Source organism: Paraburkholderia rhizosphaerae, from assembly GCF_004366595.1.
Lineage (GTDB): Bacteria > Pseudomonadota > Gammaproteobacteria > Burkholderiales > Burkholderiaceae > Paraburkholderia > Paraburkholderia rhizosphaerae.
Genome location: NZ_SORE01000005.1, coordinates 262,971 through 275,767, shown reverse-complemented (window position 1 = coordinate 275,767; position 12,797 = coordinate 262,971). Strand labels below are relative to the sequence as shown.

Here is a 12,797-nt window from a genome sequence, read left to right as displayed (position 1 = left end):
CACGGGATACGTACGGCGCGGCGCGTGGTCACCCGTGACGGCCCACGCGCGCCGGCGGCCGCGATGGCCGCCGCGGTGGCGCATTGAAGCGCGGCGAACGCGCTCAGTCGACCATCCAGGTGTCTTTCGTCCCGCCTCCCTGTGACGAATTGACCACCAGCGACCCCTGCTGCAACGCGACGCGCGTGAGCCCGCCGGCGACCATCGTGACGGTCTTGCCCGACAGCACGAAGGGACGCAGATCGATATGGCGCGGCGCAATGCCGGCGTCGACGAACGTCGGGCACGCGGACAGCGCCAGCGTCGGCTGCGCGATGTAGCCGGCCGGTCTCGCCATCAACCGCGCGCGGAACGCTTCGATCTCGGCCGCCGTCGCCGCCGGACCGACCAGCATCCCGTAGCCGCCTGCGCCGTGCACTTCCTTTACGACCAGTTCGGGCAGATGCGCGAGCGTATAGGCGAGATCGTCCGGCTTGCGGCATTGGTACGTCGGCACGTTGTTGAGAATCGGCTTTTCGCCGAGATAGAACTCGATCATCTCCGGCACGTACGGATAGATCGACTTGTCGTCCGCAATGCCGGTGCCCATCGCATTTGCAAGCGCAACGCGGCCGGCGCGATAAGCGGTCAACAGGCCGGGCACGCCAAGCGCCGAATCCGGCCGGAACGCGAGCGGATCGAGAAAATCATCGTCGACGCGGCGATAGATCACGTCGACGCGCCGCGGCCCCTGGGTCGTACGCATGAACACATAGTTGTCGTCGACGAACAGATCCTTGCCTTCGACCAGCTCCACGCCCATTTGCTGAGCAAGGAACGTATGCTCGAAGTACGCGGAGTTGTACATACCCGGCGTCAGCACCACCACGACCGGATCGTCGACGCCCGCCGGCGCGACCGAGCGCAGCATATCGAGCAGCAGATCGGGATAATGCGCGACCGGCGCAATGCGGTTCTGAACAAACAGTTCGGGGAACAGCCGCATCATCATCTTGCGGTTTTCGAGCATGTACGACACGCCGGACGGCACCCGCAGATTGTCCTCGAGCACATAGAACTCGCCGTCCATCCCGGCGCGCACGACATCGACGCCGGCGATATGCGCATACACGCCCAGCGGCACGTCGACGCCCTGCATCTCCGGCCGGTACTGCGCATTCGTATAGACCTGGCCCGCCGGAACGATGCCGGCGCGCACGATATTGCGCTCGTGATAGATGTCATGGATGAACAGATTGAGCGCCTGCACGCGCTGGCGCAGGCCGGCTTCGAGGGTTCGCCATTCGTCACGCGGAATGATGCGCGGGATCAGATCGAACGGAATCAGCCGCTCGGTACCGGACAGATCGCCGTTCACCGCGAACGTGATGCCGACGCGCCGGAACAGCAGGTCAGCCTCGGCGCGCTTGCGCGCGATCGCTTCGTTGCCCTGTTGCGCCAGCCAGTTTGCGAAGCGCGCATAGTGCGGCCGCAAGGCATCGTCGTGTCGACGCATCTCGTCATAGCATCGCATGTCACGCCCCGCTCTTTTTGTCGGATAGAAGGCGAATGCGCTGCGCATTCGGTGTCCGTCTTGTTCAAGCAAGCGTTATGCCATTGACGTCGCGCGCACCGCATCGATCGACAGGCACAAGCAACGCAACACCGCTATGCACTGCGAACGCGCATCGTACCAGCACACATCGCGGGACCCGGCCACAACCGGTTTGCGCTTCGGGCGTCGTAGCCAACGGCTTGATCCGATCGTACTGCGCAGCACGGCGATGCGCTAGCAAGGTGCGAGCGGTAGCACGAGAAACCAGTTCGATGCAGCCGCGAACCGGGTTAGGGAATCTTGAGTCCGCCGGACCTGAAGCGGCTCGATAAGTTGACGCAGGTATCGGCGCCAGCCGGACGACGATCAACCGCGGTCAGGACGCGGGAATAAAAAATCCCCGCGGGTGTTCTCCCGCGGGGATTTCAAATGCAGCGGATACGGCTGCTGCAGATTCGGCTACTGCATACGGCTTTTACGGAGACATCAGCATGACTGCTCGCCGCTGCCCGAAGATAGCGGTGAGCCACCACGCGGCGCAACCGCTTAGGCCGAAGCTGCGTCCTTCAGCTTCTTCAGCGCACGTGCCTTCACACGCACCGAAGCCGGCTTAGCCGGGAACCAGCGCTCCTGGCCCGTGAACGGGTCCTTGCCGAAGCGCTTTTTCTTCGCCGGCACAGCTTGCACTACGATCTTCAGAAGACCCGACAGCGTGAATTCGCCAGCGCCCTTCTTGTGGACCGAGCCGAGGATCGTGTCTTCGAGCGCAGCCAGAACAAGCTTGGCGGACTTCGGTTCAACGCCTGAACGCTCTGCGACGTGAGCAGCCAGCGAGGCCTTCGTGAAGGTGTCCTTGATCGGCGACGGTGCGCCGGACGCCTTCACGGCGACCTTCTTAGCCGCGGCTTTCTTCGCGGGCGCCTTCGGTGCAGCGGCTTTTTTGGTCGCTGCGGTGGTCGCCTTCTTGGCAACCTTCTTTGCGGAAGTCGGCATGTTTCTCCTACCTGTTGTTGGTCAGTGAGCCATGAAGCGCACACGCCATGTGCACGCTTCACGCGGGATTCTACAAGCGCTAAGGCATTTCGCGCGAATCTTTTATGCGTCGACATGCTGTTTTGTTGCGTGCCGCAGACTACGGGACACATTTTGACGCTTGTTTTACGGGTTAAAAGTCATCACGTCGCATTTTGTAGGTACCTGTCCATCACCTTTTGGGCGCTGGAGTCTGCTTCAGCGGATGCGGGTTGGCATGACCGGAGGAGCCATCGCCGAGTGTCGGCAGCAACCGCGCGAGCGCGCTCAACGCGGCATCGATCCGCGCTGCTTCGATGCTGCCGTAACCGAACACGAAGCCCTCGCGCCGGGGGGTACCGAGATAGAAAGGCGCAATGCCGTACAGCGCAATCGATGCGCGATGCGCCGCTTCGGCAACCGCCGCCTCGGTAAGCGGGGCCTTGAGCAGCGCCGCAAGGTGAATGCCGGCCGCGGGCACGACCGGCTCGAACCAGCGCGCGAGACCGCCTTGCAGATTCGCGAGCAGTTGCGCGCGCCGGCCTGCATACAGCTTGTGCATCCGTTTCAGGTGCTTCGCGAAGTCGCCGTTCAGCATGAACCGCGCGAGCGCGGTCTGCGTCAGCATGCAGCCGTGCCAGTCGGTCATCCGGCGCGCGTTCGCCAGCGGCCGGGTCAGCGACGCGGGCGGCACCACGTAGCCGACCCGCAAGTCAGGAAACATGGTCTTTGAGAATGTGCCGACATAGGCGACGAGCCCCGCGCGGTCGAGGCTTTTCAGCGGCTCCATCGGCCGGCCTTCGAAGCGGTATTCGCAGTCGTAGTCGTCTTCGATGATCACCGCGCCGCGCGCCTGCGCCCATTCGAGCAACGCAATGCGGCGCTCGAGACTCATCGGCAGGCCGAGCGGAAACTGATGCGAAGGCGTCACATAGACGAGCCGCGCGTCGTTCGGCAGCCGGTCGACAACGAGGCCGTCGCCGTCGACCGGCACCGGGACGAGCTTCGCGCCGGCGGCGGCGAAACATGCGCGGGCGGGCGGATAACCGGGGTCTTCGACGGCCACGACATCGCCGCCGCGCAGCGTGACGCGCGCGAGCAGATCGAGCGCTTGCTGCGCGCCCTGCGTGACGATCACATCTTCCCAGTTGCTGTCGACCGCACGGTTGAACGCGAGATAACGCGAGATCGCGACGCGCAGTTCCTGTTCGCCGGCTGCATCGCGATACGTGCCCGCGCCGCGCACCTGCACACGTAGCGCGTGATTCACGCAGCGGCGCCACGCGTCGAACGGAAAATGCGACTTGTCGGTCACGCCACCGACGAAGTCATAGGTCACCCCCGCGGCTGGTACCGGCGGCAGAAGCGGCGCGACATCCCATAACGGCACGGAACGCAGGCCCGCTTTCGCGGGAACGCGAGCCTGGTGCGCCGCTCGCGCATGCGCGGAAGGTTCGCCTGGCAATCTGCGCAATCCACGCGCGACATAGGTGCCCGCGCCGGGCCGCGCATAGAGAAAGCCTTCGGCAAGCAGTCTTTCGAATACGTCGAGCGTGGTCTTGCGCGATACGCCGAGTTGCGCGGCAAGATCGCGCGTCGACGGCAATTGCGTGCCGCCCGCGAGCCGCCCTTCGACGATGCCCGCTCGCAGTTGCCGGTAGATCTGGCCTGCAAGGTCGTGACGGCCTTCGACTGCGATATGGATTTCCATCCGGCTCAGTAGGTCCGGTGAGAGGGATCGACAAGATGCGCGGCAATCAGCAGACCCGCGCACGGCGCCGCAAGCAGGATAAACAACGCGAGGTTCGCCAGCATCCGGGTACGCCGCGTCGCAAGCCAATGGACCACGACCGCGAGTTGCAGCACGCAGAACAGCCATAACGGCACAGTCGTCAGGATGCTTGCGTCGCGCGTGCCGGCAAACCACAAACCGGCCGGCACGGCCAGCACGTTAACAAGCGCCAGCATGCCGAACCACGCACTGCGCCGAACGCGCCGCACGAGCATCAACACGGCGAGCACGCACTGCGCGGCCGCGCTGCCGAAAATCAGGCGCGGCAGCGCGCTGCCGGTTGGATAGGCGTGCGGATCGATCAGATACGCGGTGTAGACGATGGCGGTTCGCAATGTATCTGTCATCGTATTGCGGGGGCGAAAGCAGCGTATAAGCCCGGTGAAACGTGACGCGTGCGCACGGCACACGTGCCTAGATGACCACGGCCACGACGATCGCCAGCCAGATAAACCCGACTCCCGCAACGAACATCCGGCGCGCGACGCGTATTTTCGCGTCGCTCGCATCGGGTTCGACGGGGGAAGTGGCCATCCACGGCACCAGCCCGAGGAACGCAAACCCGAGCAACGCGATGCCGGCGATGAACCGGTCGATGCCGGTCCAGCCGCTCGGTTCGGTGATCCCCCAGTAGCCGAGGAACACGATGCCGAGCGAGAACACCGTTGCCGAAGCAGAACTGAGCGCAATGACCGACCCTTGGGGACTCAGCATATTCACCTCCTGTCACAAGGCTTCTTATCGTGCGCTCGATTCTACTTGATGCTTACGTCATGCGGCTTGCAGCCCTTCGCGCACTTCATACGCTTTCATATGCGTGTACGCGACGCGCAGCAGCGACAGCGGCAAGCCCGCTTGCTGCGCGTCGGGCTGCCGCGCCTGCGCGCCGCGTTCGATCATGTCGCCGAGAATATGGTCGGCTTCGATCTTCGAGCGGTTTTCGATGTCGCGCAGCATCGACGCGCTCAACTGCGACGCTTCGTTGAACAGCATCGCGCGGGCACGCGTTTGCGCGCCGTCGCTCATCGGAAAGCCATTGTGCTGTGCGACGGCCCGGCACTCGTCGAACAGGCCTTCGATCAGCCGCTTGCCGTCCGGCGTCCGCAAAATATCGCCGATCGACGCACGGCTCACGCATGTGCTCGCGGCAAGCGTCGCCAGAAATATCCACTTGTCCCACATTTGCTGGACGATAGGGTCAGCGGCCTTCGAATCGAAGCCGGCGCCCTCGAACGTGCGCCCGATTTCCTGCACGCGCGCCGATATCCCGCCAGCAAGCTCGCCGTAGGTAATCGCATGCGAGTCGTTCAGATGCTCGATTTCACGGTTGCGGTTGAGCGTCGCGGAAATCAGCCCGATCCCGCCCAGCACGTTTGCCGCGCCAAATTTCGCTGTCAGCACATCGATATGACGCATGCCGTTCAGCACCGGCAGAATCATCGTCTGCGGGCCGACCGCGGGCGCGAACGACTGGATCGCATCGTCAAGGTTGTACGCCTTGCAGCTCAGCAGAACCAGGTCATAGGGCGCGCGCAGATCATTCGCGACCACCGTCGGCACGTCGCGCAGCGTCGCGTCGCCGTGCTGGCTTTTGATCACCAGGCCCGAGCGCTTCAGTTCCTCCGCGCGCCCGGCGCGCACGAGAAACGTCACATCGCGGCCCGCCTGGATCAGGCGCCCGCCGAAGTATCCACCGAGCGCGCCTGCGCCCACCACGAGAATTCGCATCGTCATTCCTTCGCTTGAAGACTGCCCACGTGAAGTGTACGCGCGACGACCCAGGTGTCGCAGTTCAAGCCGGGCGTGCCAACCCGGCCCAACCAACCGGATGAGCCAAACGCGCGCGGCCCGCGGCATGAGCCGCAGGCTGCATGCTTCCTGCTTACCGGCAGCGTGCACGATCACGCGCACGCCGCACGGATCAGAGGATTTCGAGCGCGAGCGCGATGCCCTGGCCGCCACCGATGCACAGCGTGACGATGCCGCGCTTGAGTCCATCGCGCCGCATCGAATGGATCAGACGCGTGGTCAGAATCGCCCCGGTCGCGCCGATCGGATGGCCATGCGCGACCGCGCCGCCTTCGACATTCACGACGTCTTCAGCGAGGCCCAGCTGCTGGATCACCGCAAGCGGCACTGCGGCAAACGCCTCGTTGATCTCGAAGCGCTCGACGTCGGCGAGTGTCCAGCCCGCGCGTTCAACCGCGATGCGTACCGCCGGCACCGGGCCCAGACCGAACATGCCCGGCTCGACCGCGGCCACGCCATACGCGACGAGCCGCGCATACGGCTCGATGCCGTTCGCTTCCGCATAAGCGCGCGACGCAACCAGCATCGCCGCCGCGCCGGAATTCAGACCCGGCGCATTGCCGGCGGTAATCGTACCGTCGCGGCGAAACGCGGGGCGCAGCTTCGCGAGCGTTTCGGCGGTCGTATCCGGGCGCAACTGTTCGTCCTGGATAAAGCGGATCGTTTCCTTGCGGCCCTGCACCTCGACCGGCACGAGTTCCGCTTCGAACGCGCCGCGCTTTTGCGCGGCTGCCAGACGCTGATGCGAACGCGCGGCCCAACGATCCTGCGCTTCGCGCGTGATCGCGAGCTTCGTCACGAGGTCTTCGGTATGCCACCCGGAATGCTCATTCGAAAACGCGTCGACCAGACCATCATGCAACGCGCTGTCATAAATCTGCGCATTGCCCATCCGGTAGCCCCAACGGCCTTTGTCGAGCAGAAACGGCGCGCGGTCCATATTTTCCATGCCGCCCGCGACCGCCGCCTCGCCGAAGCCGAGCCAGATTTCCTGCGCGGCCGACACGACCGCCTGCGCACCCGAACCGCACACGCGATTCACCGTCTGCGACGGCACCGACACCGGCACGCCGGCGCCGATCGCCGCCTGACGCGCCGGGTTCATCTTGTTGCCGGCCTGCACGACATTGCCCATCACGACCGAACTGAGCTTGCCCGCGTCGAACCCGCTGCGGCGCACCGCCTCACGCACCGCAATCGCGCCAAGCTCGGTCGCGGGCACGTCTTTCAGTGTGCCGCCGAATGCGCCGATGGCGGTTCTAACCGGATTGCCGATCACGATTTCTCGAGTAGTCATCGCTATTCCTCACTAGGACGTACTGCACTTCGAAGCCTCGCCGCGCGAGGCACCTGGGTTGATGCAGCGGCAATGTCGAAACGGGTTCGGCTTCGTCGCCGCCTGTCTGTCAATTCACTGCCAACGCCGATGCCGCGTTCCGCGTGTCCCGCGAGCCGCGCGCGTCGGTCGCTGCCGGCATCGCGCCGGCGGGTTCGCTCGCGTTCGCCGCTACCGCATCCGCAGCCGATGCATCCCACCCTCCACCCAGCGACCGGTACAGCGCCACCGCCGACTGCGCGTGCGTGCGTTTCGCTTCATTCAGCGATTCGGCATTGAGCAGATACGCCTGCTGCGCATCGAGCACATCGAGAAAGCTGGACGCGCCGCCCTTGTATAACTGCGTCGACAGCTTCAACGCCTTGTCCGATGAACTGAGCGCGCCGCCCAGCCGTTCCACCTGCGTTGCGCCGCTGACCAGGTCGCTGCGCGTATCCTCGATCTCTTTCAGCGCGTTCAGCATCGTCTGGTCGAGCGCCAGTTGCGATTCGCGCATCCGGCTCTCGCTCGCATCGATATTCGCGGTGATCCGCCCCGCGTTGAAGATCGGACTCGTGGCGCTCAATGCGGCACTAAACAGGTTATCTGTAAGGGTCGGTGTGCCGACCCACGATGCGGCGAGCAACCCGTCAGTCAGATTAAGCTGAAACTTCGGATAACGCTCGGAGCGTGCTACACCGACCTCCGCAGCACGCTGTTCGACTTTGGCGTACGCGGTGCGCACGTCCGGACGACGCAGCAGCGCCTCGGACGGCAGTGTCACCGGCGCACCCTGCGACGGCACCGGAATCGCGCGCGCGTCGGTCAGCAGGAGACTGCTGACGCTTTCCGGCGTGCGACCCGAAAATACCGCGATCAGGCTCAATTGATGCTGTATTTCCGACTGCACGCGTGGAATACGCGCTTGCAGGTCCTGCAACTGGTTCTGCGCGCGGGCAACGTCCAGTTGCGTCGACAGCCCATAGCGCAGCCGGTCCTGGGTCAGCTTGAGCGCGCGGCTGCGAATCTGCTCGTTATCGTTAAGGATCTGCAGTTCCGATTGCGCCCAGCGCAGATTGATATAGGCCGCCGCCGTATTGGCCGCCAGCGCAAGCCGCAATTCGTTCAGCGCAGACTCGCGTCCCGACACCTGCGCCTGCGCGGCCAGCACCGCGAGCCGTTCGCCGCCGAACACGTCCGGTTGCCAGTTTGCCGAAAGGCCCACGCCCGCCGCATCGACGTAACCGAGCGGCGGCGGCAGGATCTGCCGCGTATGCGCGGCGGTTGCGGTCGCATCGAGTTCCGGTAGCAACGCCGAGTGCTTCACTTTCACGTCGTCCTGAGCCTGCTTCACGCGTTCAACGGCGGCTTTCACGTCGAGATTGTCGTTCAGCACCGACAGCACCAGGTCGTGCATGACGGGATCGCCGAACTGCGACCACCAGGTGTTCGCATCAACCGTATCGCGCGGCGTGTCGACACTCCATGCGCTCGGCGCAACGGTCTTCACGGTCTCCGGCAAATCGTTGTGGCTCGCCGGTTGAACCGCGCACGCGGCGAGCGTCAACACGGCTGCGGCAGCAAGCGCTTTCAGAAGCAGCGGTTTCATGTCGGTTCCTTCAATGAGCATCGGGAGGCGGGGCGCCGTTCACGCTGAATGGCTTCGAAAACAGCATCGCGAACAGCGCGACGCCGAAGCACAGCGCCACCGCAAGAAACGTATCGGAGAAGGTCAGCGTCAGCGCTTCGCGCATCAGCAGTTGATGCAGGCCCGCGACGCTGCCCTGCACACCGTTGACCACATCGCCACCCGCGGCTGCCAGCCGCGCGGCCTGGTCGCGCAGGAACGATTCGACGACCGGGCGACCGGCGGTGACGTGTTCATCGAGCCGTTCATAGTGCAGGTTCAGCCGGTCGTTCATCATCGTGCTGACCACCGCGATGCCAATCGCGCCGCCCAGATTACGCATCAGGTTGAACAGGCCGCTGGCCGATTTAAGCCGCGACGGCGGCAGCGAGCCGAGCGCCATCGTAACAATCGGCGCAATGCAGAACTGCTGGCCGAACCCGCGCAGCGCCTGCGGAATCAGCAGTTCGCGCCAGCCCCAGTCGTGCGTGATCGGCACATACAGATAACAGCCGATACCGAACAGAATCAGCCCGAACACGAGCAGCACACGCAGATTGATAAAGCGCGCGGCCGTCGAATACATCACCAGCCCGATCAGCTGGAAGACGCCGACCGACAGCAGCGCGACGCCAATCTGCAGCGAATCGAAGCCGCGCACGCGCGCGAGAAACACCGGCGTCAGATACACCATGCAGAAGATGCCAATGCCCGTCACGAACGACAGCAGGCTGCCAATGCCGAAATTGCGCAACGCAAGCGCCTTCAGATCGACAATCGGCTCCTTCGCAGTGAACGAGTGCACGAGAAACAGAAAGCCAGAAATACCGGCAATCCACGCACAGATCAGAATCACATCGTCGCCGAACCAGTTCTTGCGCGGGCCTTCCTCGAGCACGTATTCGAGGCAGCCGAGGAAACCGCACATCAGCAGAATGCCGAAGTAATCGCCACGCTTAAGCAGCGAAACATCGGCGCGGTCGACGTGAACGAACCTGGGCACCAGCACCGTGACCAGCACGCCGGGCACGAGGTTCAGATAGAACAGCCAGTGCCACGACCATTGATCGGTAATCCAGCCGCCGATCACAGGGCCGATCGTCGGTGCGATGGTTGCGAGCGTGCCGATCGTCGTCGACGCGATGAGGCGCTGGCTGCCCGGAAACATCATGAATGCCGTGGTAAACACGGTCGGGATCATCGCCGCGCCGAGTGCGCCTTGCAGCGCGCGAAACAGGATCATCGAGTTGATGTCCCACGCGAGGCCGCACAGCATGCTGGTTACCGTGAAACCGAACGCGGATGCGGTAAAGAGCCAGCGCGTCGAAAACACGCGCGTGAGCCAGCCGGACATCGGAATCACCAGAATTTCGGCGATCAGATACGCGGTTTGCACCCAGGACAACTCGTCCTGGCTCGCGGAAAGTCCGCCGCCGATGTCTCTCAGCGACGAAGCGACGATCTGGATATCGAGCGTCGCCATAAAGAAGCCGACGCACATCAGCGTGAACGCGAAGACTTTCTCGCGCGTCGGCAGGTTCATCGGGTCGATCGGCGCCTGGGCAGCGTGGTTCATGATGAGCAGTCTCCGGACTAAGCGGCGGCGGGTGAACGGCGGTTCAATCACGCGCCTGAGCGCTGTTTTTCCAGATGCACTTTCACGGTCGCCGACAACCCCGGACGCAGCACGTGAAGCCCGTCTTTCGGCACATCGAGCACCACGCGCACCGGCACGCGCTGCACGATCTTCGTGAAGTTGCCGGTCGCGTTTTCCGCGGGCAGGATGCTGAATGTGGCGCCAGTCGCCGGGGCAAGGCTTTGCACGACACCGGTCAGCGGCTCACTCGACGCATCGAGTTGCACATCGACCTTGTCGCCCGCATGCATATGCCTAAGCTGGTCTTCCTTGAAGTTCGCATCGACCCACAGGCCGTGCTGCGGCACCACCGTCAGCAGCGATGCGCCAACGTTCGCCAGCATGCCGACCCGCGCGGTGCGGTTGCCGATATAGCCGTCGACCGGCGAGCGGATCGTCGTGTATTCGACGTTCAGTTCCGCGACTCGCTGCGCAGCTTTCGCGGTGGCCACGCGGGCCTGCGCATCGCCGATCTGCGCATCGAGCACGGCCAGCTGCCGCTGCGCGGCGAGCAGCGCCGCATTGCTGCGATCGACCGCGGCGCGCGCCTTCTGCAGATCGGCATCGGCACGTTCGACCACCTGGTTCGATACCGCTTCGTCTTTCACCAGTTCGCGATAGCGATACTGGTCGGCGGCGCTGCGCGTGAGCTCCGCACCCGATGCATGCACGCCGGCGCTCTGTTCGTTGATCACCGCGAGTTGCAGCGAGCGCTTCGCCACGAGCTCGGTGACCGCGGCCTGCGCGCTCTGCACCTCCGCGTTCGCCTGCGCGAGCCGGGCGTCGTAGTCGCGCGAATCGATGCGGATCAGCACCTGGTTCGCATGCACAAACTGGTTGTCCTTCACCAGCACGTCAGTGACGAAGCCGCTGACGCGCGGCGCCATCACGGTGACGTCGCCGCCGACGTACGCGTCATCGGTCGTTTCGATAAACCGGCCGACCACGTACCAGTACGACCCGGCGCCGACCAGCACGACGACGACGGAAAGAATCGCCAGCCACATCCATGGGATGCGGCGCGTCTGCTTCGCGGCTCCGGCTACGTTCGGCGGCGCAATGGTCGATGGAGTTGAGCTCATAGGTTTATGTGCGTATGCACTCTAATGTTTAAAAAAATACGCCGTTTGGCGCGATCCTCGTTACACCGGTTTCTTCGTCAATTCGAACAGTTCCTGCCTCAGCAACGCAGCACGCTGCGCGCCAAAGTGCTTCTCGAATTCGTCCTGCGCCGCGTACCAGTGGGTCGACGCGGCTTCCAGCCGGGCCCGCCCGGCTGGCGTCAAACTCATCTTCAGCGCGCGACGATCGACTTCCGAAACGTCGCTTTGCACCAGACCGTCGCGCTGCAGCGGCTGGATCGCTCGAACCAGCGTGGTGCGCTCCATCACCATCGCCTCGGCCAGTTCCTTCATCGTGATGCCCGGTTTGCGCTGCACCCGGTGCAGGATCGAATACTGCGAGATTTTCAGGCCAGCCTTGCCGAGGTGACGATCGTAAAGCTGCGATACGTAGCGCGCCGCTTGCCGGATCGCAAAACAATCGTCGTCCGGAGGACTCTGCGTGACTATCGATTCGCTCTTTGTGTGTATATGCACAACAATACCATCGCGGTTTCAGATACTTGTTTCAACAATTGGGGAAATCAGGCAGTCAGATTGAACAGTTCGCTGCGCAGCGCCTTTGCGCGGGTCTTGCCGAACTTCGCTTCGAACTCGTCCTGCGCGTCGCGCCATGCGGCAACGGCCTGCTCGAAAAGGTGCTTGCCCGCATCGGACAAGCTGAACAGATACGTGCGCCCATCGTGCTCGGACGGCTCGCTGACCACCAGCCCATCGCGCTGCAACGGCTTCAACGCACGGACCAGCGTGGTGCGCTCCATCACCATCGAATCGGCGAGATCGACCATGGCCAGTTGCGGCTTGCGCGAAAGTTTCGCCATGATCGTGTACTGCGCCGCCGTCAGGCCGACCCGGCTCAGATGGCGTTCGTACATCTGCGTGACATAGCGCGCCGCCTGGCGCAGCGCGAAGCAATTGCAGTCGTCATGGGACAAGGGCTTGTTCATGTCAG

At 63.8% G+C, this 12,797-nt stretch carries 12 protein-coding genes; all 12 read right to left on the bottom strand.

Annotated features, from left to right (window positions below):
- Nucleotides 1-103: 103 nt before the first annotated feature.
- The 12 genes from BX592_RS08905 to BX592_RS08850 all read right to left on the bottom strand — a co-directional run bounded on the left by BX592_RS08905 (nt 104) and on the right by BX592_RS08850 (nt 12,792).
- On the bottom strand, nt 104-1,513 hold the full coding sequence (locus tag BX592_RS08905) for a circularly permuted type 2 ATP-grasp protein (protein WP_134191289.1): 1,410 nt from the start codon (nt 1,511-1,513) through the stop codon (nt 104-106).
- A gap of 567 nt (nt 1,514-2,080) precedes the next feature.
- Entirely contained in the window at nt 2,081-2,527 is a 447-nt protein-coding gene (locus BX592_RS08900; RefSeq protein WP_134191288.1) for an HU family DNA-binding protein, read from the bottom strand.
- A 211-nt stretch (nt 2,528-2,738) separates the two neighbouring features.
- The gene (gene pdxR, locus BX592_RS08895; RefSeq protein WP_134191287.1) at nt 2,739-4,256 is read right to left on the bottom strand and encodes a MocR-like pyridoxine biosynthesis transcription factor PdxR; all 1,518 of its coding nucleotides are present in this window, start codon (nt 4,254-4,256) and stop codon (nt 2,739-2,741) included.
- 5 nt (nt 4,257-4,261) lie between these two features.
- Nucleotides 4,262-4,684, bottom strand: coding sequence for a hypothetical protein (locus BX592_RS08890; RefSeq protein WP_134191286.1), 423 nt, complete (start codon nt 4,682-4,684; stop codon nt 4,262-4,264).
- 67 nt (nt 4,685-4,751) lie between these two features.
- A complete protein-coding gene (locus BX592_RS08885; protein WP_134191285.1) occupies nt 4,752-5,051 on the bottom strand; it encodes a hypothetical protein in 300 nt (99 codons plus the stop codon).
- 57 nt (nt 5,052-5,108) lie between these two features.
- Complete coding sequence (gene panE / locus BX592_RS08880) at nt 5,109-6,065, bottom strand: 2-dehydropantoate 2-reductase (protein WP_134191284.1); 957 nt, start codon at nt 6,063-6,065, stop codon at nt 5,109-5,111.
- Nucleotides 6,066-6,258: 193 nt separating this feature from the next.
- Nucleotides 6,259-7,443, bottom strand: a complete 1,185-nt coding sequence (locus BX592_RS08875; protein WP_134191283.1) for a thiolase family protein — start codon at nt 7,441-7,443, stop codon at nt 6,259-6,261.
- A gap of 109 nt (nt 7,444-7,552) precedes the next feature.
- On the bottom strand, nt 7,553-9,070 hold the full coding sequence (locus BX592_RS08870) for an efflux transporter outer membrane subunit (RefSeq protein ID WP_134191282.1): 1,518 nt from the start codon (nt 9,068-9,070) through the stop codon (nt 7,553-7,555).
- A gap of 10 nt (nt 9,071-9,080) precedes the next feature.
- Entirely contained in the window at nt 9,081-10,664 is a 1,584-nt protein-coding gene (locus BX592_RS08865; protein ID WP_134191281.1) for a DHA2 family efflux MFS transporter permease subunit, read from the bottom strand.
- 47 nt (nt 10,665-10,711) lie between these two features.
- On the bottom strand, nt 10,712-11,806 hold the full coding sequence (locus tag BX592_RS08860; protein ID WP_208327872.1) for an HlyD family secretion protein: 1,095 nt from the start codon (nt 11,804-11,806) through the stop codon (nt 10,712-10,714).
- A 60-nt stretch (nt 11,807-11,866) separates the two neighbouring features.
- Nucleotides 11,867-12,322 (bottom strand): MarR family winged helix-turn-helix transcriptional regulator, encoded by a 456-nt coding sequence (locus tag BX592_RS08855; protein ID WP_134191280.1) that lies wholly within the window; start codon nt 12,320-12,322, stop codon nt 11,867-11,869.
- 47 nt (nt 12,323-12,369) lie between these two features.
- Nucleotides 12,370-12,792, bottom strand: a complete 423-nt coding sequence (locus BX592_RS08850) for a MarR family winged helix-turn-helix transcriptional regulator (protein WP_134191279.1) — start codon at nt 12,790-12,792, stop codon at nt 12,370-12,372.
- Nucleotides 12,793-12,797 lie beyond the last annotated feature (5 nt).

Coding starts and splice junctions, on each gene's coding strand:
- BX592_RS08905 (WP_134191289.1), bottom strand. CDS start 1,513: ATGCGATGCTATGACGAGATGCGTCGACACGACGATGCCTTGCGGCCG.
- BX592_RS08900 (WP_134191288.1), bottom strand. CDS start 2,527: ATGCCGACTTCCGCAAAGAAGGTTGCCAAGAAGGCGACCACCGCAGCG.
- pdxR (WP_134191287.1), bottom strand. CDS start 4,256: ATGGAAATCCATATCGCAGTCGAAGGCCGTCACGACCTTGCAGGCCAG.
- BX592_RS08890 (WP_134191286.1), bottom strand. CDS start 4,684: ATGACAGATACATTGCGAACCGCCATCGTCTACACCGCGTATCTGATC.
- BX592_RS08885 (WP_134191285.1), bottom strand. CDS start 5,051: ATGCTGAGTCCCCAAGGGTCGGTCATTGCGCTCAGTTCTGCTTCGGCA.
- panE (WP_134191284.1), bottom strand. CDS start 6,065: ATGCGAATTCTCGTGGTGGGCGCAGGCGCGCTCGGTGGATACTTCGGC.
- BX592_RS08875 (WP_134191283.1), bottom strand. CDS start 7,443: ATGACTACTCGAGAAATCGTGATCGGCAATCCGGTTAGAACCGCCATC.
- BX592_RS08870 (WP_134191282.1), bottom strand. CDS start 9,070: ATGAAACCGCTGCTTCTGAAAGCGCTTGCTGCCGCAGCCGTGTTGACG.
- BX592_RS08865 (WP_134191281.1), bottom strand. CDS start 10,664: ATGAACCACGCTGCCCAGGCGCCGATCGACCCGATGAACCTGCCGACG.
- BX592_RS08860 (WP_208327872.1), bottom strand. CDS start 11,806: ATGAGCTCAACTCCATCGACCATTGCGCCGCCGAACGTAGCCGGAGCC.
- BX592_RS08850 (WP_134191279.1), bottom strand. CDS start 12,792: ATGAACAAGCCCTTGTCCCATGACGACTGCAATTGCTTCGCGCTGCGC.